Source organism: Alcaligenes sp. PF14, from assembly GCF_037150615.1.
GTDB classification, from domain to species: domain Bacteria; phylum Pseudomonadota; class Gammaproteobacteria; order Burkholderiales; family Burkholderiaceae_B; genus Alcaligenes; species Alcaligenes phenolicus.
This window is the reverse complement of sequence record NZ_JBAGRS010000001.1, coordinates 373,060-395,746: the sequence shown is the minus strand read 5'-3', so window position 1 is coordinate 395,746 and position 22,687 is coordinate 373,060. Positions and strand designations below refer to the sequence as shown.

Annotated in this window: 21 protein-coding genes; 8 read left to right on the top strand and 13 right to left on the bottom strand. The window is 56.5% G+C overall.

Annotation, left to right across the window (positions count from 1 at the left end; all coding sequences use genetic code 11):
• The first annotated feature begins 23 nt into the window (after positions 1-23).
• The 6 genes from WFM49_RS01785 (at position 24) to WFM49_RS01760 (ending at position 7,071) form a co-directional block, all read left to right on the top strand.
• On the top strand, positions 24-1,319 hold the full coding sequence (locus tag WFM49_RS01785; protein WP_088450488.1) for a glutamate-5-semialdehyde dehydrogenase: 1,296 nt from the start codon (positions 24-26) through the stop codon (positions 1,317-1,319).
• A 3-nt stretch (positions 1,320-1,322) separates the two neighbouring features.
• Positions 1,323-1,739, top strand: coding sequence for a CopD family protein (locus WFM49_RS01780; RefSeq protein ID WP_035272539.1), 417 nt, complete (start codon positions 1,323-1,325; stop codon positions 1,737-1,739).
• 10 nt (positions 1,740-1,749) lie between these two features.
• Positions 1,750-4,476: a THUMP domain-containing protein gene (locus tag WFM49_RS18595; protein ID WP_442893019.1), complete on the top strand. Its 2,727-nt coding sequence runs from the start codon at positions 1,750-1,752 to the stop codon at positions 4,474-4,476.
• Positions 4,477-4,690: 214 nt separating this feature from the next.
• Positions 4,691-5,209, top strand: coding sequence for an RDD family protein (locus tag WFM49_RS01770; protein WP_026483072.1), 519 nt, complete (start codon positions 4,691-4,693; stop codon positions 5,207-5,209).
• A 43-nt stretch (positions 5,210-5,252) separates the two neighbouring features.
• A complete protein-coding gene (gene hslO, locus WFM49_RS01765; RefSeq protein WP_009456504.1) occupies positions 5,253-6,164 on the top strand; it encodes an Hsp33 family molecular chaperone HslO in 912 nt (303 codons plus the stop codon).
• Between the two features lie 79 nt (positions 6,165-6,243).
• Positions 6,244-7,071: a hypothetical protein gene (locus tag WFM49_RS01760; protein WP_021446858.1), complete on the top strand. Its 828-nt coding sequence runs from the start codon at positions 6,244-6,246 to the stop codon at positions 7,069-7,071.
• A gap of 360 nt (positions 7,072-7,431) precedes the next feature.
• Here WFM49_RS01760 and ftsB read toward each other — a convergent pair whose 3' ends face one another.
• From ftsB to WFM49_RS01740, 4 genes are all read right to left on the bottom strand, one after another.
• Positions 7,432-7,737: a cell division protein FtsB gene (ftsB, locus tag WFM49_RS01755; RefSeq protein WP_026483075.1), complete on the bottom strand. Its 306-nt coding sequence runs from the start codon at positions 7,735-7,737 to the stop codon at positions 7,432-7,434.
• Between the two features lie 45 nt (positions 7,738-7,782).
• Positions 7,783-9,069, bottom strand: coding sequence for a phosphopyruvate hydratase (eno, locus tag WFM49_RS01750; protein WP_009456510.1), 1,287 nt, complete (start codon positions 9,067-9,069; stop codon positions 7,783-7,785).
• 354 nt (positions 9,070-9,423) lie between these two features.
• Positions 9,424-9,870 (bottom strand): MarR family winged helix-turn-helix transcriptional regulator, encoded by a 447-nt coding sequence (locus WFM49_RS01745; RefSeq protein WP_052159446.1) that lies wholly within the window; start codon positions 9,868-9,870, stop codon positions 9,424-9,426.
• Between the two features lie 2 nt (positions 9,871-9,872).
• A complete protein-coding gene (locus tag WFM49_RS01740; protein ID WP_442893018.1) occupies positions 9,873-11,441 on the bottom strand; it encodes an MFS transporter in 1,569 nt (522 codons plus the stop codon).
• A gap of 163 nt (positions 11,442-11,604) precedes the next feature.
• Here WFM49_RS01740 and WFM49_RS01735 point away from each other — a divergent pair, with 163 nt between their 5' ends.
• Complete coding sequence (locus tag WFM49_RS01735) at positions 11,605-12,330, top strand: SDR family NAD(P)-dependent oxidoreductase (protein ID WP_254498981.1); 726 nt, start codon at positions 11,605-11,607, stop codon at positions 12,328-12,330.
• Between the two features lie 125 nt (positions 12,331-12,455).
• Here WFM49_RS01735 and WFM49_RS01730 read toward each other — a convergent pair whose 3' ends face one another.
• From WFM49_RS01730 to WFM49_RS01695, 8 genes are all read right to left on the bottom strand, one after another.
• Entirely contained in the window at positions 12,456-12,740 is a 285-nt protein-coding gene (locus WFM49_RS01730) for a DUF1330 domain-containing protein (protein WP_009456520.1), read from the bottom strand.
• Positions 12,741-12,758: 18 nt separating this feature from the next.
• A complete protein-coding gene (gene kdsA / locus WFM49_RS01725) occupies positions 12,759-13,610 on the bottom strand; it encodes a 3-deoxy-8-phosphooctulonate synthase (RefSeq protein WP_009456521.1) in 852 nt (283 codons plus the stop codon).
• Between the two features lie 76 nt (positions 13,611-13,686).
• Positions 13,687-14,067: a VOC family protein gene (locus tag WFM49_RS01720; protein ID WP_009456523.1), complete on the bottom strand. Its 381-nt coding sequence runs from the start codon at positions 14,065-14,067 to the stop codon at positions 13,687-13,689.
• A gap of 88 nt (positions 14,068-14,155) precedes the next feature.
• Positions 14,156-15,802, bottom strand: a complete 1,647-nt coding sequence (locus tag WFM49_RS01715; RefSeq protein ID WP_336971352.1) for a CTP synthase — start codon at positions 15,800-15,802, stop codon at positions 14,156-14,158.
• Between the two features lie 148 nt (positions 15,803-15,950).
• A complete protein-coding gene (locus WFM49_RS01710) occupies positions 15,951-17,729 on the bottom strand; it encodes an aminopeptidase P family protein (protein WP_336971350.1) in 1,779 nt (592 codons plus the stop codon).
• A 93-nt stretch (positions 17,730-17,822) separates the two neighbouring features.
• On the bottom strand, positions 17,823-18,476 hold the full coding sequence (locus WFM49_RS01705) for a CoA transferase subunit B (RefSeq protein ID WP_009456529.1): 654 nt from the start codon (positions 18,474-18,476) through the stop codon (positions 17,823-17,825).
• A gap of 19 nt (positions 18,477-18,495) precedes the next feature.
• Entirely contained in the window at positions 18,496-19,194 is a 699-nt protein-coding gene (locus WFM49_RS01700; RefSeq protein WP_009456533.1) for a CoA transferase subunit A, read from the bottom strand.
• A 122-nt stretch (positions 19,195-19,316) separates the two neighbouring features.
• Positions 19,317-19,739, bottom strand: coding sequence for an acyl-CoA thioesterase (locus tag WFM49_RS01695; protein WP_009456536.1), 423 nt, complete (start codon positions 19,737-19,739; stop codon positions 19,317-19,319).
• Between the two features lie 182 nt (positions 19,740-19,921).
• Between WFM49_RS01695 and WFM49_RS01690 the strand changes: the two genes are divergently transcribed.
• Entirely contained in the window at positions 19,922-21,568 is a 1,647-nt protein-coding gene (locus tag WFM49_RS01690; protein WP_035272529.1) for an electron transfer flavoprotein-ubiquinone oxidoreductase, read from the top strand.
• An 85-nt stretch (positions 21,569-21,653) separates the two neighbouring features.
• On the opposite strand, the gene WFM49_RS01685 is transcribed toward WFM49_RS01690, so the two are convergent.
• A complete protein-coding gene (locus tag WFM49_RS01685) occupies positions 21,654-22,541 on the bottom strand; it encodes a DMT family transporter (protein ID WP_031232600.1) in 888 nt (295 codons plus the stop codon).
• Between the last annotated feature and the right edge of the window lie 146 nt (positions 22,542-22,687).

Here is a 22,687-nt window from a genome sequence, read left to right as displayed (position 1 = left end):
TTGAACCGGAGAGTTACACGGCTATGAACGATATCACCCAGTCCTCTGCCGCCACCCAGGTCGGCGATCTGTCTTCCATGATGCAAGATTTGGGCAAGCGCGCCCAGCTTGCTGCCCGTCGTATGCGCGCGGCCACAGGCAAAGCCAAGGCCGACGCCCTGCGCTATATGGCTGATGCCCTGATTGAGCAAAAAGCCCAGTTGCAAGCAGCCAACGAGCTGGACTTGCAAGCGGCACGTGAACGTCAGATTGCCCCGGCCATGATCGAGCGTCTGGTCCTGTCCGACCGCGCCCTGGAGATCATGACCACCGGCCTGCGTCAAATTGCCGATATGGACGATCCGGTTGGCCAGATCAGCGCCTCGCGTACCCGCCCGAATGGCATGCGCGTGGCTCAGATGCGTGTCCCTTTGGGTGTCATCGGCATCATTTACGAGTCGCGCCCCAATGTGACTATTGACGCCGCTGCCCTGTGCCTGAAATCGGGCAACGCCACGATTCTGCGCGGTGGTAGCGAAGCCTTTCATTCCAACCAGGCCCTGGCGCAGATCATCTCCAGCAGCCTGGAACGTGCTGGTTTGCCCAAAGAAGCCGTGCAAGTGGTTCCCACCACGGACCGCGATGCTGTTGGCCTGCTCGTAACCATGAACGACTACGTGGACGTCATTGTCCCGCGTGGTGGCAAGAGCCTGATCCAACGACTGAGCGCCGAAGCCACGGTTCCTCTGATCAAGCACCTGGACGGCAACTGCCACGTCTATGTGGACGAATTTGCCGATCTGGAAAAAGCGACCCGCATCGTATTCAACGCCAAGACCTACCGCTACGGTATTTGCGGCACCATGGAAACCTTGCTGGTTCACCGCAGCATTGCACCCGCTTTCCTGCCAGAAATGGCCCGCCAATTGCAGGAAAAAGGGGTGGAACTGCGTGGCTGTGAGCAGACCCGTGCCCTGGTTGCCAATGTGGCCCCTGCTACCGAGGAAGACTGGGAAACCGAATTTGCCGCGGCCATTCTGGCAATCCGCATTGTGGACTCCATGGACCAGGCCATGGACCATATTGCCCAGTACAGCTCCGAGCACACCGAATCCATCGTGACGGAAAACCTGAGCCTGGCCGAACGCTTCCAGCGCGAAGTAGACTCCAGCTCCGTCATGGTGAACCTGCCTACCTGTTTTGCCGACGGCTTCGAGTACGGCCTGGGTGCCGAAATCGGCATTTCCACCAACCGTCTTCATGCCCGTGGCCCGGTCGGCCTGGAAGGCCTGACGACCTACAAATGGGTCTTGCACGGCAATGGCCAAATGCGTGGTTAAATCATGCTTTGGCTAAAAACATTTCACATCTTGTTTGTGACCTCCTGGTTTGCAGGGCTGTTCTACTTGCCCCGCATCTATGTCAATCTGGCCCAGGAGCAAGATGCCAAGACCTATGAAACGCTTCTGGGCATGGCCCGGCGCCTGTATCGCTTTATGGCTCCTCTGGCCATTTTGACTTTGCTGACAGGCCTGGGATTGTTTTTGTATTACGGCATAGGCAAAGGACAGGGCTGGATGCACGCCAAACTGACCCTGGTCTTGATCCTGTTTGCCTTTCACGGTGTGTGCGGACGCTATCTGCGGCAGTTCCAGCAAGGGCAACAAAGCCGCTCACACGTATTCTTCCGCTGGTTCAATGAAATTCCGGTCATCGTTCTGCTGCTGGTCCTCATCCTGGTGGTTATAAAACCCTTCTAATACCTTATTCATGTCAGACCAATCTGAACGCAAGACACTAAGCCTGAACCCAGGCGCTAAAAAGAAAGCCAGCAATGCGGAACCCCGCGTGCGCTCGGGTGCGCGCGCACGTGCAGCCAGCCTGCAGCAAGACCGCCTGGGCGGCCCCAAGCGCGAGGCCCGCCCCTACGTAGAGAAACGTGACCAGGACCGCCGCGAGCGCCCTGCTTTCAACCGCGACCGCGCAGATCGTCCTCAATCGGGCGAGCGTCGCGAATTTTCAGGCGAACGCCGTGAGCGTCCCGCATTCAACCGTGATCGCGACAGCCGCCCACAATCGGGTGAGCGTCGTGAGTTCTCCGGTGAACGCCGGGAATTCTCGGGCGAACGTCGTGAACGACCCGCATTCAACCGTGACCGCGACAGCCGCCCACAATCGGGCGAGCGTCGTGAGTTCTCCGGTGAACGTCGGGAATTCTCGGGCGAACGTCGTGAACGACCCGCATTCAATCGTGACCGCGACAGCCGTCCACAATCGGGGGAGCGTCGTGAGTTCTCAGGTGAACGCCGGGAATTCTCGGGCGAACGCCGTGAACGTCCTGCATTCAACCGTGACCGCGACAGCCGCCCACAATCGGGTGAGCGTCGTGAATTCTCCGGTGAACGCCGTGAGCGTCCCGCATTCAACCGTGACCGTGACAGCCGTCCCCAATCGGGCGAACGTCGTGAATTCTCCGGTGAACGTCGTGAACGTCCTGCATTCAACCGCGATCGTGACAGCCGTCCGCAATCGGGTGAACGTCGTGAATTCTCCGGTGAACGCCGTGAGCGTCCCGCATTCAACCGTGACCGCGACGGCCGTCCGCAATCGGGCGAACGTCGTGAGTTCTCCGGCGAGCGCCGCGAACGTCCTGCATTCAACCGTGACCGTGACAGCCGTCCCCAATCGGGCGAACGTCGTGAGTTCTCCGGCGAGCGCCGTGAACGTCCTGCATTCAACCGTGACCGTGACAGCCGTCCCCAATCGGGCGAACGTCGTGAATTCTCCGGCGAGCGTCGTGAACGTCATGCATTCAACCGCGATCGTGACAGCCGTCCGCAATCGGGTGAACGTCGTGAATTCTCCGGTGAACGCCGTGAGCGTCCCGCATTCAACCGTGACCGTGACAGCCGTCCCCAATCGGGCGAACGTCGTGAATTCTACGGCGAACGCCGTGAGCGTCCCGCATTCAACCGTGACCGTGACAGCCGTCCGCAATCGGGCGAACGTCGTGAACGCCCTGCATTCAATCGTGACCGCGACAGCCGCCCTCAAACAGGCGAGCGCCGCAATTTCTCGGGTGAACGCCGCGAGCGTCCCGCCTTCAAGGGCGACAAGGAATCTTCGGAGCGTACCCCTGCCGGCAAAATGCCCAGCAAGCTGTTTAGCCCGGCCGGTGACTCCGATGCCTTTCCTCAATATGTCTCGCCTATTCAGCGTGTAGACAGCCCCCAGGCCCCCAAGCCCGGTCAGCGCCTGCCCGATAGCAATATCGAGCAAAACGAGCGCGTCCAGGTCAAGGCTCTGCAAGGGGAACGCTACCGTCTGTTTGCTCCCTGCCCACAAGGGCTGGAAGAAGCGCTGTCGCTGGAACTGCAAGCACTAGGTTACGAGAACGTCCAAACCGGCCGTGCGGGCTGCCATTTTGATGCGGACTGGATCGGTGTCATGCGTGCCAACCTGTCCTCGCGACTGGCGACACGCATTTTGCTGGAAGTCTCGCACGCTCCTGTCACCAACGAAGAGGACATTCTGGCCCTGGCTCGGGTGACTCCCTGGGAACGCTGGTTTGGCCCCGAGCAGACACTGCGTGTCGACACCTCGGCCATACGCAGCCCCATGCAAAGCTTGCAGTACTGCAATCTGCGCGCCAAAGACGGGATTTGTGACCGCCTGCGTGATCTGGAAGGCGCACGTCCTTCCATCGATACCGTACGCCCGGATGCTAAGGTGCATTTGTTCCTGGACGAGACCAGTGCCACCTTCTACCTGGATACCAGTGGCGAGTCTCTGTTCAAGCGCGGCTGGCGTCACGACAAGGGCGATGCGCCTTTGCGTGAAAACCTGGCAGCGGGCCTGCTGGCCCTGTCTGGCTGGGACCCCAGCAAGCCTTTGATCGACCCCTTCTGCGGTAGTGGCACGATTCTGATCGAAGCCGCCTGGATGGCTTTGGGAGCGCCTCCCGGCATCTGGCGCCCCTTCCACTTCGAGCGTCTGCGCTGCCACGACCAGCGCTTGTGGCGTGACATCAAGGACGAAGCGCGCTCCATGATCGCTCCTCGTCTGGATACTCCATTGATTGGCTACGACATCAACCCCACCGTTCTGGATGCAGCCCGTTCCAACCTGGAACGCTCGCACCTGACGCTGGAGACGATTCGCTTCGAGCAAGGCGATGCCCTGAAGATTCGTCCCGAAACGGAAGCCGGCTGGATTGTCACCAATCCTCCTTACGGCGAGCGCCTGGAACATCAGGACGAGGATTTCTGGCCCAACTGGGCCAGCAACCTCAAGCAAAACTTCGCCAACTGGAGTGTGAACATGATCAGCAGCGACCTGGAGCTGCCACGTCATATGCGCCTCAAGCCCAAGCGTCGTTACCCGCTGTACAACGGTGCTCTGGATTGCCGTCTGTTCTGCTTTGACATGGTTCCGGCCAGTTATCGCAATAACGAGACAGCCTCGGACGCCAGCGAAGACTCAGCCAGCGCCGAATAAGCGTCAAGCCGTCTTGCACAAGGCGACAAGGGCCAAGTCCATGAAAATGGCTTGGCCCTTGTTTATTGGGACAAGCCCCCCATATCTTGATTACTTTTCTACCCTTCTGGGGCCCGCCCGACTCCATGCCTTCTGTTCCAGCCTTGAACTGGCAGCATTCCGTTAGGCAGCGATATACGCGATAATGGCAGTCTTCCCTGCCTCAAGACGCACCATGACACCCACTTTCACTACTCCTGGCCGCTGGCGACGCTTTGCCTGCATGATGTATGAATCCATCCTGCTGTTTGGCGTTATTTTCACCACCGGCTATCTGTTTGATACCTTGACCCAAAGCCGTAGCGGCCTGGATCTGCGTCATGTGCGTCAGGTCGTTCTATTTATTGCGCTGGGGATTTATTTCGTGCTGTGCTGGCGCAAAGTGGGACAGACCCTGCCCATGAAAACCTGGCATATGCGACTGGTAGACGAGCAAGGTCAGATTCCTGCCCTGCGTACCCTGCTGCTGCGTTATATTCTGCTATGGCCCCTGCCCTTGCTGGGAGCTTTGCTGGTTCAGCTTCTGTCTGGCTACACAGGCTATGCGTCCACGGACCTGCTTATCGTGTTTACGCCTTTTCTGAACTTCATCTGGACCTGGTTCGACAAAGACCAGCAGTTCCTGCACGACCGTCTTAGCAAGACTCGCCTGATCGATGCGCGCCCTACCCGTGTTACTTCGGCAGCCACCTGAGCAGGCAGGCTGCCTCTTCATTTTTTAGTAGTACAGCAAAGTCATGACTGACATTTTAAAAAAATACTTGTTCGCCGACCAAAGCACACGAGCCCAGATTGTTCATCTTGAGCAAGCCTGGCAAATGGGTCTGGAACACCAGCACTATCCTGCCTGCATCCGCGACTTGCTGGGCGAGCTGGTAGCCGCTTCGGTACTGCTGGCGGGCAACCTCAAGTTTGACGGCTCCCTGATTTTGCAAATCCAGGGCGACGGCCCGATCGCCTTGCTGGTGGTGGAATGCACGTCCGACATGGACATACGCGCAACGGTGTCGCTGCGTGAGAACCATCCCGTGCCCCAAACCGGCACCTTGCAAACCCTGCTCAACCCCCAAGGCCAAGGCCGCTTCACCGTAGTACTGGCCCCGCGTCAAAGCAGCAAGGATTTCCGCCCCTACCAAGGCGTGGTGCCTCTGGAAGGCGAGACCGTTGCCGAGGTTCTGCAAACCTATATGCGCACCTCCGAGCAGTTGGATACCCACCTGTGGCTGGCCGCCGACGAAAACCGTTGTGCAGGGCTGTTGCTGCAACGTATCCCGCCCCAAGGCGGCCACAGCCTGGCGCAAAATCTGGACACCTGGGAACGCGCCCTGGCGCTGGGCTCCACCGTCCAGACACAAGAATTGCTGCAACTCGATAGCGACACCTTGATTCATCGCCTGTTCTGGGAAGAAGACCTGCAAGTCTTTGAACCTCAGTCCGTGCGCTGGCATTGCCCCTGTTCCCGTCAACGCGTCAGCAATATGCTGCGCATGCTGGGCCGGGCAGAAATCGAGCAAATGCTGGCAGAACAAGACACCATCAATGTGTCCTGCAACTTCTGCGGCAAGCCCTATCAGTACGATGCAATTGACTGCGCGTCCCTGTTTGTCGACAAGGGCGATACCCAGCCTGGTGACGATACCCTGCACTAAGCAGAAACCGCTACGAAGGACTACACCCGCACAAGTCCTTCTACCAAGCTAAAAGACACTCAGCCATGATGGCAACATCATGGCTGATTCTTTTTCCTCACCCCATCCTCAATCTGGTTTGGCTGGCGCTCACATCATGGGAGCCCTGCTTGCAATCATCCTGCTGAGCTGGCTGGTGCTGGACGTGCTGACGCTGTACTCCTTGCGCGTACGCCTGCAGCATGGCCTGTTGCAGGCGGCTCGCCAGGCCAGTGTGCAGCATGCCCGGCCTGAAACCATTGCCCTGGCATTCAGCCAAACCCTGGCTGCTGCCAAAGTGCCACTGCACGATCAATGGCAGATCCAGATTCTGTCGCCCTCACCACAGGCTTTTATGCTGCATGGCAGGCCTTCCCGGCTTCATGAGGGGCGTACAAGCATTACCCAGGGCTGGCAGGCACAACAAGCGGATCAAGCCAGCCACGGCGGCCCCAGCATCTACCAGGCCAACACATTGCACTTGTACCTGCTCTATGCCCATAAGCCGGGCCCTCTTTCCTTGCTTCGCCTGCTACCCAAGCTTGCTGCCAGCATGCCTGGCCCTTCAGGTTCGGCAGCGGTCTGGCTACGCCTGGAAATCAGACACCCTATGCAGTCCGATGCCGTGCAGTGGGATGACTTGGCTGACGGTCGGGTCGTCTATGCCCAGCAGACTGAAAACGAGCTAGCCTTGCCAGTTTCCCAAACAGGCTGGTCAGCAGATATAGAGCCAGCGGAAATACCATCAACGGACGGGAGTGCTCGTCTTCCCTCATGGAGTGACTCTATTCAAGGGCCTGGTGCTAGCGCCTCCTCTCCAGAACCAGCCGTACCCACCCCAGACTCAGGAGGAGCTGAATCCCCGCCCCCAAACCCTGCCTGCTACTAACTGCCGCGCTATTCGGGGCGGCTTCAGGAGTCGGCAGCATAGGACGCTATAAACGCATTCCTGCCACAAGTGGTAGACAGAGTTACAGCCTCTTGTGGCCGTAGTCGGGGCAGTGAAGGGAACAAGGAGAAGGAAAGCACGGATAAGGCCGTCACAAAACCAACAAAGCCAAAGGAACTCGATAGCTACTCTGCCACCACTCCGACCCTGAAATGCCTGCGACTTATAACCAAGCCCGATCCAGGCCCACATACAAAGGGCGCAACAAAGCCCGGATCAACGATCCAAACATAAGGTAGAAGAGTAATCAGAAATGAACTGGCCGATCGGCAGTTCCAGCAGCGCCTTGCGCGCTACTTCTTAACGTGGGCTGCTTGTCGTGGCAGCCGAACCACCGGGAGGCACGATTTGCACAAAGATCTCGCCTTCACGCATCATGCCAAACTCGCTACGGGCGCGCTCTTCGACTGCGTGGGTACCCGAGCGTAAATCCTGAACCTCGGCCAGCAAGGCGTTATTACGCGCCGTCAGGGCTTCATTGGTTTCTTTTTGCGCAACCAGCTTGGTCTGCATTTGCCGTACATCCAGCCAACCGCCTTTGCCCCACCATAAAGCGTAATGGGTTACCAGGGTCAGGCACAGCAGAAGCAGGACGATAAGGCGCATGGCGATATAAGAACCGGGTCTTCCGACCCGGTTCATCAAACAGAATTAGCGCAGATTATAGAACGCTTCGCGACCTGGGAAGGTAGCAACTTCTGCCAATTCTTCTTCAATACGCAACAACTGGTTGTACTTGGACATGCGATCGGAACGGGACAGGGAGCCTGTTTTGATCTGCATGGCATTCGTAGCCACAGCGATATCCGCAATCGTGGAGTCTTCGGTTTCACCCGAGCGGTGCGAAATCACGGCGGTGTAACCAGCGCGCTTGGCCATTTCGATGGCAGCAAAGGTTTCGGTCAGGGTGCCGATCTGGTTGATCTTGATCAGAATGGAGTTGCCGATACCCAGCTCGATGCCCTTCTTCAAGATCTTGGTGTTGGTTACAAACAAATCGTCACCAACCAACTGGATCTTGTCGCCCAGTTGCTGGCTCAGAATGCGCCAGCCATCCCAATCGTCTTCGGCCATACCATCTTCAATGGAGATGATGGGGTACTTGTCGCACCAGTTGGCCAACAGATTGGCAAAGTCTTGCGAGCTCAGGGACACGCCGCCTTCGCCGGCCAGGTGGTATTTGCCGTCGCGGTAGAACTCGGAAGCGGCGCAGTCCAGGGCCAGAGCGATCTGGGTGCCGGGTTCGTAGCCAGCTTGTTCGATAGCGCGCAGGATCAGTTCGATAGCGGCTTCGTGGTTGGCCACGTTAGGAGCAAAACCACCCTCATCGCCCACAGCGGTGGACATGCCTTGATCGTGGATCAGGCCTTTCAGGGTGTGGAATACTTCTGCACCCATGCGCAGCGATTCGCGGAAGCTCTTGGCACCCACGGGCATGATCATGAATTCTTGCAGATCCAGGGTGTTGTTGGCGTGTGCACCACCGTTGATGACGTTCATCATTGGCACGGGCATGGCCATGGCACCACTGCCACCGAAGTAGCGGTACAGGGACAGACCCGAATCATCAGCAGCGGCACGGGCCACAGCCATACTGGCAGCCAGCATGGCGTTAGCGCCCAAGCGGCTCTTGTCTTCGGTGCCGTCCAGCTCGATCAGGGTACGATCGATAAAGGTTTGTTCTTGAGCATCCAAGCCCATCAAGGCTTCGGAGATTTCTGTGTTCAGGTTCTCGACAGCGCGCAAAACACCTTTGCCCAGGTAACGGCTCTTGTCACCATCACGCAGCTCCAACGCTTCGCGAGCGCCAGTGGATGCACCAGATGGAACGGAGGCACGCCCCATAGCGCCCGATTCGAGCAATACATCACACTCCACCGTTGGATTACCACGGGAGTCCAGAATCTCGCGGCCAATAATATCTACGATTGCACTCATGATTTTGACAGTCCTGCCTGAAGTAGCATTAAGCTAGATAAGTTAAACAATCCTGCTGCCGGGCATATCGCCGTAAGCCGATGTGAAAATCAGCTTGAAAAGGCGCCTAGCCTGGAAGTTGAAAAGATCAGCAAGCGCGACAGCTATAGTGCAATCAGCGCCCCCTGCCCTCCTGCTAAAACAGGATTGTACCTGCCCATGACACAGCCGTGCCATGTCTGGTCCCGAAAGCTGGAAAAAAGCCTGGATTCAAGACCCTGCCTTCATCCGGATCGAAACCGGCACGTGTTTATTATCACCAGAAACTCCGAGACTAGGCGGCGTCTCTGTAAATACAAAAAGTACCGATACGTCTCAAAGTAAATCTTTGTCGGCCGCTTTCAACAAGGCGCTTTCCCAGTTGCCCAGCAAGGTGATCAACTGATTCAGATCCTGATCAGAGAAGTCTTGCAGCATGGCTTCCACCAGACGACGACGCCGGGGCAAGGTAGCTTCCACCAGCTCGCGGCCAGCGGGGCTTAGACGCACATTGGTCAGCCGGTTGTCCTGCTCATCCGTGAAACGCTCGACCAGTCCCAGGGACTCGATGCTTTTAAGCTGCCGTGTCACTGCAGCCGGATCAATGCGCAGCAGACGCACCAACTGCTTTTGAGACAGACTGCCCTCTTCCTGGTACAGGGAAATCAGGATGCGCCAGCGTGGCAAGGGCATCCCCAACTGCTGGTCAAATGCCGCCATCAGGCTGCGATACGTGCGCCCCAGCTGCTGAGCCGCTTGAAGTTGCGGAAATTCATTCATCATGTTCAAGACTGTTCTTGACGATTAAAACGTATCGGTGGCACTTTGCGTACCCAATAAAAACACCAGACTATCAGCAGCAAGGTCACGGCCATCCCCATATTGACGGCATGTGCCAGGGCGTCGCGGGCCAAGCCCAGATACACCAGCCCTTCCTGCCCGGCCTGCTCCAGAAACTGCGTCTGCTGACTCGCGCTCATCAGAACTTGCGGATCTTGCAGGGAGTTGACCAGGCTTGTGGGCAAAGCCGCCAATTGCGTGCGGATGGTCTCCCCATACTGATAATTGATCAGGGTTCCGACCACAGCAGTACCCAACATGCCACCCACCATGCGCATGGACTGTAGCATGGCCGTGGCAATGCCCAGCATGGAGCGTTCCACAATTTCCTGCGCAAATACCGTCAGATTGGGCATGATGCAACCGACCCCGGTGCCAGCAATAGTGGCATAGATCACAAAATGCCAGTGCGGATCGGTCTTCTTGATGAACACCATACCTAGGCAGGCAATCGTCAACAGCACCAGGCCCAGATACAGCATCAAGGTAGGACGACGCAGGCGTGTAATCGTACGGCCATTAATGATACTGCCCACCGTAATGAACACGACCAAGGGTGTGATCAACAAACCGGCGGTTTGTGGTCGCAGGCCATACCCCCCTTGCAACAACAAGGGCGCATAGAACAAGAGACCAAACAGAATAAAGCCCAAGCCCGCAGACAAAACAAGCAAAGAGAATTGGGCTGGGCTACTGAACAAGACCAGGGGCAGCAAAGGTTCTGCCACCCGTCGCTCCCAGGTCACCAGCAGAACAAAAGCAGCCACACTGCACAGGCCAAGCAAAACCATCAAATAGCTGCCCCCATATTGCGGCAGCAACTCTACCAGCAACTGGATACAGGCCAAACCGACCATCAACAAGAAAGCACCCAAGTAATCCATGCGGACCTGGGTTTGACGAAAATGACGGATCTGCGGCAAATAGCGATAGACAAAATACAGGCTTAACAAACCCACGGGCAGATTCACATAAAACACGGAGCGCCAGCCATAATGCTCGGTCAGAATTCCGCCCAGAAAGGGCCCTATCCCGTTCGCAATCCCAAAGGAAGCGCTCAGCATGACTTGCCAGCGCAAACGCACACGGGGGTCAGGAAACAGATCAGGCACACAGGCAAATGCGGTCCCCACCAGCATGCCCCCCGCAATCCCTTGCAAGGCACGTGCCAGTACCAGCTGCAACATGCTTTGCGCCATGCCGCAGAGCACGGAAGCCAGGGTAAACAAAACGATGGACACCAGCACAAAACGGCGGCGTCCATAAAAATCTCCCAGACGGCCAAAGATAGGCACGGTAATCACTGAAGTCAGCAAATACGCCGTTGCCACCCAGGCATACAGTTCAAAACCATGCAGCTCGGAGACAATGGTGGGCAAGGCTGTCCCGACCACGGTCTGATCAATTGCCACCAACATCACCACAAAGCACAGCCCCATCATCGCCAGTATGGATTCTGTGACTGACAAGACCCGCCCCGGCGTCTTTTGTGCTGTTTCCGATACGTTTACCATTTCCATTGACCATGCAACTATTGCCTAGTCAACAATTTTACGAGAGTGATAAAAACCTGACAAGCGCTGTCTGAATCAACCCATATCCCGGCATCCCGGTACACAATAGCGACCATCCGGAAAGCACCGCTTTCCAAGCACATCCCCCCCACAGGAAAACAGTATGAATATCATGATTGTCGGTGCCAGCATGGGGCTGGGACGCGCCTTGATGGACGGCCTGGCCCAAGACGGCAACACGCTTTATGGCGTGGCTCGCCGGACACCCGCGCCATCGGCCAGCCCGCTCAGTCCCGATCCCGGCATCAATCAACACTGGATCAGTGCCGACTTGTCCCAGCCTGACGCCGCCAGCCAATTAGCAGCCGCCTGCCCGGAATCACTGGACGTGCTGATTTATAACCTTGGGATTTGGGAAGACACTGCCTTCAGTGAGGATTACGATTTTCTGTCGCAAAACGATCAGGCCATCCGTCGTCTGATCGATGTGAATCTGACTGGAGCCTTATTGGCCATACGTCATCTGCTGCCTCATTTACTGCGCAGCAAACAGCCCCGCCTGATTCTGACTGGCTCCACCTCGGGTCTGCGTCAAAGCGGTCGCCCAGAAGTTGCCTTCGGAGCAACAAAATTTGCCTTGAATGGTTTGGCAGACAGTCTGCGTGAAGGCTATAGAGATCAAGGCCTGGCCGTCACTTGCCTGCAACTGGGCTACCTGAATACGGAAGACGGCCTGGATGTGCCACTGCACGCCGCCGCAGAGCGTGACCAGGGCGAGACGATTCCAGTGCATGACGTGCTCACGATTGTGCGTAGCCTGCTGCAACTGTCTCCCGCCAGCTTCATACGCGAGCTGACCCTACCAGCCCTGCGTGATCCGCGTTTCTAAACAGCCACACAACTCCTTCCTGCCATCGTGCTCAAGAAGGTCGGGCTGTGTCCCTGCAAGCATCAAAAAAGGGAGTGTTTTCACACTCCCTTTTTCCTGCCTGACTACATGGCGTAGTCCGCTTCTTACAGACCCTGCACCACGTACATCGTCATGTTGGCAGCACCCTCACGTGCTTGACGAGCACGGCGGTATTCCTCGGAATCGTGGAACGCCTGGGCCTGTTCCAGTGTGTCGAACTCCATAACCACGGTACGCAAAGGCGCATTGCCTTCCAGAGTGACCGTTTCACCGCCACGTACCAACACTTTCACGTTGTGGGTTTTCATGGCAATGCTGGAAAACTCCTGGTACTGCTTGTACTGCTCGGGGTTGGTTACTTCGACATTAGCAATCAAAAATGCGGACATAGTGTCTCCAAACTACTTTTAATAGCCGTGCTGCAAGGCACCGCTGTTTTTAACAATCGAATCGATCTGCTGCAATGTCCGCAGCAAGTCTGCCATCTGCGACAGAGGGACAGCATTCGGGCCGTCAGACAAGGCCTTGTCCGGGTTAGGGTGAGTTTCCATGAACACGCCCGACACACCCGCTGCGACAGCAGCACGCGCCAGGACGGGCACAAACTCACGCTGACCACCCGATGTCGTGCCCTGCCCGCCCGGCAACTGTACCGAGTGCGTGGCATCAAACACGACCGGGCAATCCGTGGCGCGCATGATCGCCAGGGACCGCATATCGGACACCAGGTTGTTGTAGCCAAAGGAAGCACCACGCTCACAGACCATGATGGTGGAGCCATCTCCGCCCATTTCCATCGCTGCCGCACGTGCTTTTGCCACCACCTGCACCATATCCTGAGGAGCCAGGAACTGGCCCTTCTTGATATTCACGGGTTTCAGGGTAGCAGCGCAGGCCTGAATAAAGTCGGTCTGACGGCACAGGAAAGCCGGGGTTTGCAGCACATCCACGACGGCCGCCACATCATCGACCTGGTCCTTGTCGTGCACATCGGTCAGGACCGGCACTTTGTAGTGCGAGCGCACATCCGCCAGAATCTGCAGGCCTTCGGCCATGCCGGGGCCACGATAAGACTTGTCCGAACTCCGGTTGGCCTTGTCAAACGAGCTTTTGTAGATAAAGGGGATACCCAGAGCCGAAGTAATCTCAGCAAGCTGGCCCGCTGTATCAAACGCCATTTGACGCGATTCAATCACACAAGGGCCAGCGATCAGAAAAAAGGGCCGATCCAGGCCAACGTCGTAACCGCATAAATCCATAATAGACCTCGTTTCAGTATTTCTGCATTCTCCCACATTCCTGACGGCGCTGCTGCACCGCAGTGCAGCAAGCCTGTCAGCCCAATCGTTCGGAGATTTCGATCAGGTTCAAGTCCGGGTCGCGCACATAGACTGAGCGAATCGGGCCGGTAGCTCCTGTACGCTGCACCGGCCCTTCAATAATGGGCCAAGCTTGTGACTGCAGATGCGCGATCACCTGCTCCAGCGGAATGCTGGCAATAAAGCACAGGTCCAGCGCCCCCGGCACCGGCAAATGCGCCTTGGGCTCGAACTCCTGCCCACGCACATGCAAATTGATCTTTTGCGAGCCAAAGCTGAAGGCAATGCGTCCTTGCCCAAAGACTTCCTGCTTCATGCCCAACACTTGTGTATAGAAATGGGTTGTGGCTTGCGGGTCGGTACAGGTGAGCACCAAATGATCCAGCTGTTCGATCATGACAACCCCCAGGAAAGCGGGCAACACACTCTGTCGCCCCGAATGAAAAAGCCCGCGTAGCGCGGGCCTTTTCAGTCATACCAAATTATCAGGCTGATTTTTTCTGGTAGTCCAGAGCAGCTTTGATATAGCTGGTAAACAGCGGATGGCCATCACGCGGAGTGGAAGTGAATTCCGGATGGAATTGCACGCCCATGAACCAGGGATGATCAGGCAATTCCATGATTTCTGGCAGGTTCTCGGTAGGAGTACGAGCGGAAATCACCATGCCCACTTCTTCCAGACGTGGCACATACAAGGTATTCACTTCGAAACGGTGGCGGTGACGTTCATTTACTTCCGGACCGTAAATGGCTTCAGCACGCGAACCTGGCTTCACTGGGCAACGCTGTGCGCCCTTGCGCATGGTGCCGCCCAAATCGGAGGAACCATCACGGTGCTCAATCTTGCCTTCGCGGTCTGCCCATTCGGTAATCAAGGCCACAACCGGGTGCACGGCCGATGGATCGAATTCGGTCGAGTTCGCGCCCACCAGATTGCCCACATTGCGAGCAAATTCAACCACCGCCAATTGCATGCCCAGGCAGATACCCAGGAATGGCACGCCGTTTTCACGAGCGTATTGAATGGCGCGAATCTTGCCTTCGGTACCGCGTTTGCCAAAGCCGCCTGGCACCAGAATGGCGTCCAGACCTTTCAGGCAATCGGTGCCTTCGTTCTCGATGACTTCGGAATCCAGGTACTCGATATTGATACGGGTACGGGTGTGAATACCGGCGTGAACCAGTGCTTCGCTGAGCGACTTGTAGGATTCGGTCAGGTCTACGTACTTGCCGACCATACCGATACGCACTTCGTGCTCCGGATTTTCCAGGGCCTGTACCAGACGATCCCACATGGACAGATCAGCCGGTGGAGGCGACAGCGCCAGTGCATCGCACACCAGGCTGTCCAGACCTTGCTTGTGCAGCATGGCTGGAATCTTGTAGATGGAATCCGCGTCCCACACCGAAATCACGGCGTCCATGGGCACGTTGGAGAACAGCGAAATCTTGGCCAGTTCGTCGTCAGGAATGACGCGATCCGCACGGCACAGCAAAGCGTGTGGGTGAATACCGATTTCACGCAGCTTTTGCACCGAGTGCTGGGTAGGTTTGGTTTTCAGCTCGCCTGCCGATGCAATGAAAGGCACCAGCGTCAGGTGAACAAAAGCGGTGTTGTTGCGGCCCAGACGCAGATTCATCTGGCGAGCAGCTTCCAGGAAAGGTTGGGATTCGATATCACCCACTGTGCCGCCGATCTCGACGATGGCAACATCGGCCTCACCATTGTAGGCAGCCTTGGCGCCACGAATGATGAAATCCTGGATTTCGTTGGTGATGTGCGGGATAACCTGCACGGTCTTGCCCAGATAGTCCCCGCGACGCTCTTTGCGCAGCACGGATTCGTAAATCTGGCCCGTGGTGAAGTTGTTGACCTTGCGCATGCGAGCGGAAATAAAGCGCTCGTAGTGGCCCAGGTCCAGGTCGGTTTCCGCACCATCCTCAGTAACAAACACTTCACCGTGCTGGAAGGGGCTCATGGTGCCCGGATCTACGTTGATGTAGGGATCCAGCTTGAGCATAGTCACGCGCAAACCGCGGGACTCCAGGATGGCAGCCAGGGATGCAGCCGCAATACCTTTGCCCAGGGAGGACACAACGCCTCCCGTTACGAATACATATTTGGTGGTCATTATAAAAGGCGCCTGAGGTCAAATCAGGCGATAGCGGGAAATTTGGATTATAACGGCAAGCGCCCATGCTTGGCGACCCGACTAGTGGCATTTCACAGCGGAAATACCACTAGCCCTTGCAGCTATTGACAAGAGCAGAGGGTGGCGATCAGATCGCCTGCGTCCTTTGCTCAAGCCACTTGCGTGCATCCCCCTGAACACGAGGCAAGAGACGTTCACGCACTTGCTGATGATATTCATTGAGCCAGTTACGCTCGGCAGCCGTCAGTAGTGCGGCATCTATACAACGCGTATCAATGGGGCACAGGGTCAGGGTTTCAAAACGCAGGAACTGCCCGTACTCGCTGCGCAGGGCCGGAACCGCCGCCACCAGATTCTCGATGCGAATGCCCCATTGGCCGGGACGGTACAAGCCAGGCTCGTTGGAGGTAATCATGCCGGCACGCATGGCGGAATGAGGCCCGATACGACCGCGCCAGGAAATGGACTGCGGGCCTTCATGCACATTCATGAAGTAACCCACGCCATGGCCAGTGCCATGACCAAAGTCCAGGCCCTGCTCCCACAAAGGCTGACGGGCCAGTACATCAATTTGCTGACCGGCAATGCCTTCCGGGAACACCAGCATGGACAAGGACACCATGCCTTTGAGCACCAGCGTGAAGTCACGAATCTGCTCGGCAGACACCTGACCTACCGGCACTACACGGGTAATGTCGGTCGTCCCGCCCTGATACTGCCCACCCGAGTCGATCAGCAATAAACCATTGCCGTCGATGTGGGCATGGGACTGCTGGGAAGCCTGATAGTGCGGCATGGCACCATTGGCGTTATAGGCGGCAATCGTGCCAAAGCTGGGGCTGACAAAACCTTCCTGACGAGCACGCGCCGCGCAGATATGTTCGTCCACATCCAGCTCATTGACATCGCTTTGCTGTTCAAACCAGGCAAAGAACTCGCACAAGGCAGCGCCGTCTTTTTCCATGGTTTCACGCACATGATCCAGCTCGGCATCGGTCTTGCAGGACTTGAGCAATTGAGCGGGATTGATGTGTTCGACCACATTCAAATGCGCAGCCAGTTGGGCGGCCCAGGCCGTGGTCCGAGCCATATCCAGCAAGATGGGCATGGATGCCGGCAAGGCGCGCATGAAGGAGGACAGTTCGGTATAGCCTTGAACTTGCACGCCATCCACAGCCAGCGCCTCCTGTATGCCTGCTGACAGCTTGTTGCTATCCACAAACAGAAACGCCTGATCCGGGCCTATCAGCAGGTACGACAGGAACACCGGGTTATAGGACACATCGCTGCCGCGTAAATTCAAGGTCCAGGCAATATCATCGAGCGCACTCAGCAAATGCCAATGTGCCCCCTGCTCCTGCATGGCCGCCCGCGTGCTGCTCAAGTTTTCCTGACGAGTGCGGCAGGCAAACGGGGGTAAATGCTCCACCACCTGACCAACAGGTGCAGCAGGTCGCTCCGTCCAGATAGGGCTGAGCAAGTCAGCCTCCAGAACCCATTCCAGCTCTGGCGTCGCTTTTTGCCAGGCCAGCAGACTTTGTGCCGACACCGACTGGCTATCCAGTGCGACTCGCGACTGGGCAGGCAAATGTTCCGCCAGCCAGTTGGCTGGCTCCGGCACCCCGGCCTCGCCCGCACGTTGCAATTGAATGCCGCTACCTTCCAGCTCCTTGGCAGCCTGTTCCCAATAACGGCTATCGGTCCACAAACCGGCCCAATCTGCCGTCACCACCAGGAGCCCGGCCGACCCGACAAATCCGCTTAGCCACTGACGGCTTTTCCAGCGATCGGGCAGGTATTCAGACAGATGGGGGTCAGATGTAGGCCAGATACTTGCCTGCACGGACTGAAATTGCATTTGTTCGCGCAGCGCCTGCAAGCGTGCGGCAACGGGGGGATGGGCCATGCCAACTTCCTTTACATAAACAGCGTTCACGCACCGATCAAGCATAAAAAAAGCTCCGACTCGCGCCGAAGCTTTTTTAGCCAGAGAGACCGATCAGGCCAAAGCACTGACGTCCAGCGGGACGCCTGTCTTGGACTGAATGTACTCAAGGCTGACTTCTGGTGCCAACTCAAGCAACTTTAAACCATTTTCCGTCACTTCCATCACCCCCAGATCGGTAATGATGAGGTCAACTACCCCCACGCCCGTCAGGGGCAAGGTGCAAGAAGGCAGAATTTTCAGGTCTTCTGTGCCGTCTTTCTTGGTGGCCACGTGTTCCATCAGAACCACGACACGGCCAACGCCAGCGACCAGGTCCATGGCACCACCCATACCCTTGATCATCTTGCCGGGGATCATCCAGTTGGCCAGATCACCCTTTTCCGACACCTGCATGGCACCCAGAATCGCGATATTGATCTTGCCGCCGCGAATCATGGCAAACGAGTCTGCCGAGGAAAAGATGGACGAACCGGGCAAGGTGGTGATGGTTTGCTTGCCTGCGTTGATCAGGTCAGCGTCAATCTTGTCCTCAGTCGGAAAGGGGCCGATACCCAGCAAACCGTTTTCCGACTGCAGCCAGACCTCAATACCTTCGGGCACGTGGTTGGCAACCAGCGTAGGCAAACCGATACCCAGGTTGACGTAAAAGCCGTCCTGAAGCTCCAGAGCGGCGCGTGCCGCCATTTGATCTCTATTCCAAGCCATTATTATCTTGCCTCGCTAATCAGGAAGAACGAACGGTACGCTGTTCAATGCGCTTTTCGGGCTGGGCATTGAGCACGATACGGTGCACATAAATACCGGGCAAATGCACATCATCCGGGTCCAGGCTGCCGGTCTCGACAATTTCCTCGACCTCGACAATGGTGATTTTTCCAGCCATGGCCACGTTCGGGTTGAAGTTGCGCGCGGTCTTGCGAAACACCAGGTTGCCGCTGCGGTCGGCCTTGTAAGCTTTAACCAGCGATACATCGGGCACCAGGGCCTCTTCCATCACGTATTGCTGACCGTTGAACTCGCGGATTTCCTTACCGTCAGCCACGATAGTGCCCACACCCGTTGCGGTAAAGAACGCAGGGATGCCTGCGCCACCGGCACGCAGCTTTTCAGCCAGTGTGCCCTGAGGAGTGAACTCCAGTTCCAGCTCGCCCGCCAGATACTGGCGCTCGAACTCCTTGTTTTCGCCCACATAGGAGGAAATCATCTTGCGGATCTGGCGTGTTTCCAGCAACTGACCCAGACCAAAGCCATCCACCCCGGCATTATTGCTAATGCAGGTCAGGTTTTTGACTCCGCTATCGCGCAGCGCAGCAATCAGCGCTTCGGGAATTCCGCACAGGCCGAATCCACCTACAGCGACTGTCTGTCCGTCGGCAACGACCCCCTGCAACGCCTCCTTGGCGCTTGGATAGACTTTATTCAATTGACTCTCCAATAACTCTTTAATTGGCCTAAACAGCAAACTTTGTCCAATAATGCCGCTATGCACCATACAGTGCTATCAGGCATTCTACGACTTGACTATGCTTTCCGTATACGTAAAGCTTAACCCTGAAAAACCGAGTGTATCTGTTTACGCTCATCTTCGGTCCAAGGTTGTGAGCCGCCTTGGGGGTTAATGGACACGAGCACACAGCGGCCACGTGCATAAATGACATCAGCTTGATTTGCGTCACATACAAAGACTTCCAACTCAATGCTGCTGCCACCGACTTTCAGCAATTTGTGCACAATCCGCACAGTGGCCGGATACAGGACCGAACGCAGGAAATCCAGGCTGGCGTGCGCCAGCACCCCGGTACGTGGAGAAGGTGGCACCATGCCCAGCTTCATCATTAACTGGACACGGGCTTCCTCGATGTAGCGAAAGTAGACCGTATTGTTAACATGATTCATGGCATCCAGATCGCCCCAGCGCACGGCAATATCAAAAGTGGCTCCTGCACCAGAATCTACTACTTGTGTCATTACATGCTCTCCTTACTGATATTTACTGATGAAGCCGGAAGCCAAGGGGCACTGCCTCTGGCCTCTGAACTCAAAACGGGATTGCTCAGACTACAATACAATCGACCGTACGCACAGTACACGAATTTCACCCGCCAACAATCAAGAACAAAGCGCTAAGCCGTAATAGGAGATCAGCAGCAATGTCTGAACGTGAATCGATGGAATATGACGTTATTATCGTCGGCGCTGGCCCTGCAGGCCTGGCCACCGCGATACGTCTTAAACAGCTCGCCCAAGAAAAAGAACAAGAAATCAGCGTCTGTGTCCTGGAAAAAGGCGCTGAAGTGGGTGCCCATATCCTGTCAGGCGCTGTCATGGACACGCGCGCCCTGGACGAGCTGCTGCCAGACTGGAAAGCGCAAGGCGCTCCTATTTCGGTAGAAGTGACTGAAGACAAATTCCTTTTCCTGACCGAAAAAGGCGCACGCAGCACCCCGATGTGGTTGCTGCCTGACTGTTTTAAAAACCATGGCAATTACATTGTTCGCCTGGGCAATGTCGTGCAATGGATGGGTGAACAGGCCGAGGCCCTGGGCGTGGATATTTTCCCCGGCTTTGCCGCTGCCCACATTCTGTATGACGACAACGGCGCGGTCCGTGGCGTCCTGACGGGCGATATGGGTGTGGCCCGCGACGGCACGCACACCGCCCACTATCAACCCGGCATGGAACTGCTGGCGTCCTACACCATTTTTGCCGAAGGTTCGCGTGGCCACCTGGGCCGTGAGCTGACCGAGCGTTTCAAGCTGGACGAGTCCCGCAATGCCCAAAGCTACGGCATTGGCATTAAAGAATTATGGGAAGTAGACCCCTCCCAATCGCAGCCCGGCCTGGTGATCCACACCGCTGGCTGGCCACTGGATTCGGACACCTACGGCGGCTCTTTCCTGTACCACCTGGATAACAATCTGGTCATGGTCGGGATGGTAGTCGGTCTGGATTACGCCAACCCCTGGCTGTCTCCCTTTGAAGAATTTCAGCGCTACAAAACCCACCCTGCCCTGCGCGCCACGTTTGAAGGCGGCAAGCGCATTGCTTACGGGGCTCGCTCCCTGACCGCCGGTGGTCTGCTGGCGCTGCCCAAGCTCAGCTTCCCCGGTGGTGCTTTGGTCGGTTGTGATGCCGGTTTCCTGAATGCTTCGCGCATCAAGGGTAGCCACGCTGCGATCAAATCCGGCTCCCTGGCCGCTGAGGCCGCTTTTGAAGCCTTGCAAGCCGGACGCAAGCAAGACGAGCTGTCACAATTTGCCGAAAAGTTCAAACAGTCCTGGCTGCATGAGGAGCTGAACAAGGCCCGCAACTTCAAGCAATGGTTCAAGAAAGGCCGCTCGATTGCATCCGTCATGACCTTTGTGGAGCAAGGCCTGTTCAAAGGAAAAATGCCTTGGACACTGCGCAACAACAAGCCTGACCACGCCTGTTTGCAGCCTGCAGCCGAATGCGCGCGTATCGACTACCCCAAGCCAGATGGCAAGATCACCTTCGATCGTCTCAGCTCCGTGTTTATTTCAAACACCAACCACGAAGAAGACGAACCTGTCCACCTGACGCTGAAAGATCCGTCCGTTCCTGTGGCGGTGAACCTAGCTCGCTACGGTGGCCCCGAAGCCCGTTTCTGTCCGGCTGGCGTATACGAGTTCATCAAGACTGAAACCGGCGACGACAAGCTGCAGATCAATGCACAGAACTGCGTGCACTGCAAAACCTGTGACATCAAGGACCCCACCCAGAATATCGTCTGGGTTCCCCCGCAAGGCGGCGAAGGTCCGGTGTACAACGGCATGTAAAAACAAATCTGGCCTTGGTGTCACCGCCAAGGCCAGAAGTATTAATGTCGAAAAAGCCACCCCTCAGGGTGGCTTTTTTTTTGCTCTATGACTTGCGAGATCGGCTGGGCCAGTTCACTACGAACAGCCCCAATAGAATCAGGCCTGTCCCCATTAACTCCAGTTGAGTTGGCCATTCGTCCAACAACAGCCAGGCCAGCAAAACAGTCAGTGCAGGCACGCCCAGACTGGACATCCCCGCCAAGGTCGCGCTGACACGACTGACTACCGCCATCCACAGCAGCCAACCTACCCCAGTTGCAATCACGCCCAGGTACAGAACGCCACTGAACATCTGCCATTCCATCACGATAGGACGCTGGGAAATCAGGAAGCTCAAGGGCAGAACAATCACAATCCCCAGAAGACACTGCCAGACTGTGGCATTGAGCAGCTCCACTCGATGACGCTCAAATAGCTGTTTGGAGAAAACCGCCCCCAAGGCCCAGCTCACGCCACTCAATGTCGCCAGAACCGAACCAAGTATGCCGCCCATTCCTTCCCAGGGCGCAATCAGAAGCATCAAGCCCAAAATCGCGGGCACCATACCCATTACGTGACGTTTCTGAGGTCGTTGCCCCAACATGGGCCAGGACAACAGCAGAATCCAGATTGGCATGGTGTAGGCCAGGGCCACCATCTTGCCTGCCCCACCGGCTTGCAAGGAAAACTGGCTAAGCAGTTGAAAGCCGGTAGTCTGGAAAATGGCAACACCCAGGCTCAGCTTCCATGGCGTAGGCCGTAAATGCCCGCCTTTAAGACGCAGCACCAGCCATAAAAAAACAAATGCCACCGCATAACGTGCTGCAATCAGATCCACTGGCCCGATGTAGACAGTCATCGCCTTCATCACGACCCAGCTCATGCCCCAGGTCAGTACCACCAAGCCCATCAGCGCCAAAGCACCCCTGTCTGCCTGCTGTTCCCCGCTCAAACCTTTCCCCTTTTCTTTGAATTCATGGACCGATGTTTTGGCCACGGACTCAATGCTAGGCTAATTCCACACTGCGCAGGTTTTCAGTAACAAAATAATCAGGAGAAATAAAAAAACCCTGGCTCTGCAAAGAAACCAGGGTCAAA

What these genes read in the sequence shown, in the direction of transcription:
- WFM49_RS18595 (WP_442893019.1), top strand. Translation starts at nt 1,750, where the DNA reads ATGTCAGACCAATCTGAACGCAAGACACTAAGCCTGAACCCAGGCGCT.
- WFM49_RS01690 (WP_035272529.1), top strand. Translation starts at nt 19,922, where the DNA reads ATGTCTGAACGTGAATCGATGGAATATGACGTTATTATCGTCGGCGCT.
- hslO (WP_009456504.1), top strand. Translation starts at nt 5,253, where the DNA reads ATGACTGACATTTTAAAAAAATACTTGTTCGCCGACCAAAGCACACGA.
- WFM49_RS01720 (WP_009456523.1), bottom strand. Translation starts at nt 14,067, where the DNA reads ATGATCGAACAGCTGGATCATTTGGTGCTCACCTGTACCGACCCGCAA.
- ftsB (WP_026483075.1), bottom strand. Translation starts at nt 7,737, where the DNA reads ATGCGCCTTATCGTCCTGCTTCTGCTGTGCCTGACCCTGGTAACCCAT.
- WFM49_RS01715 (WP_336971352.1), bottom strand. Translation starts at nt 15,802, where the DNA reads ATGACCACCAAATATGTATTCGTAACGGGAGGCGTTGTGTCCTCCCTG.
- WFM49_RS01780 (WP_035272539.1), top strand. Translation starts at nt 1,323, where the DNA reads ATGCTTTGGCTAAAAACATTTCACATCTTGTTTGTGACCTCCTGGTTT.
- WFM49_RS01760 (WP_021446858.1), top strand. Translation starts at nt 6,244, where the DNA reads ATGGCTGATTCTTTTTCCTCACCCCATCCTCAATCTGGTTTGGCTGGC.
- WFM49_RS01770 (WP_026483072.1), top strand. Translation starts at nt 4,691, where the DNA reads ATGACACCCACTTTCACTACTCCTGGCCGCTGGCGACGCTTTGCCTGC.
- WFM49_RS01745 (WP_052159446.1), bottom strand. Translation starts at nt 9,870, where the DNA reads ATGATGAATGAATTTCCGCAACTTCAAGCGGCTCAGCAGCTGGGGCGC.
- WFM49_RS01705 (WP_009456529.1), bottom strand. Translation starts at nt 18,476, where the DNA reads ATGGCTTGGAATAGAGATCAAATGGCGGCACGCGCCGCTCTGGAGCTT.
- eno (WP_009456510.1), bottom strand. Translation starts at nt 9,069, where the DNA reads ATGAGTGCAATCGTAGATATTATTGGCCGCGAGATTCTGGACTCCCGT.
- WFM49_RS01740 (WP_442893018.1), bottom strand. Translation starts at nt 11,441, where the DNA reads ATGGTAAACGTATCGGAAACAGCACAAAAGACGCCGGGGCGGGTCTTG.
- WFM49_RS01730 (WP_009456520.1), bottom strand. Translation starts at nt 12,740, where the DNA reads ATGTCCGCATTTTTGATTGCTAATGTCGAAGTAACCAACCCCGAGCAG.
- WFM49_RS01710 (WP_336971350.1), bottom strand. Translation starts at nt 17,729, where the DNA reads ATGGCCCATCCCCCCGTTGCCGCACGCTTGCAGGCGCTGCGCGAACAA.
- WFM49_RS01695 (WP_009456536.1), bottom strand. Translation starts at nt 19,739, where the DNA reads ATGACACAAGTAGTAGATTCTGGTGCAGGAGCCACTTTTGATATTGCC.
- WFM49_RS01735 (WP_254498981.1), top strand. Translation starts at nt 11,605, where the DNA reads ATGAATATCATGATTGTCGGTGCCAGCATGGGGCTGGGACGCGCCTTG.
- kdsA (WP_009456521.1), bottom strand. Translation starts at nt 13,610, where the DNA reads ATGGATTTATGCGGTTACGACGTTGGCCTGGATCGGCCCTTTTTTCTG.
- WFM49_RS01785 (WP_088450488.1), top strand. Translation starts at nt 24, where the DNA reads ATGAACGATATCACCCAGTCCTCTGCCGCCACCCAGGTCGGCGATCTG.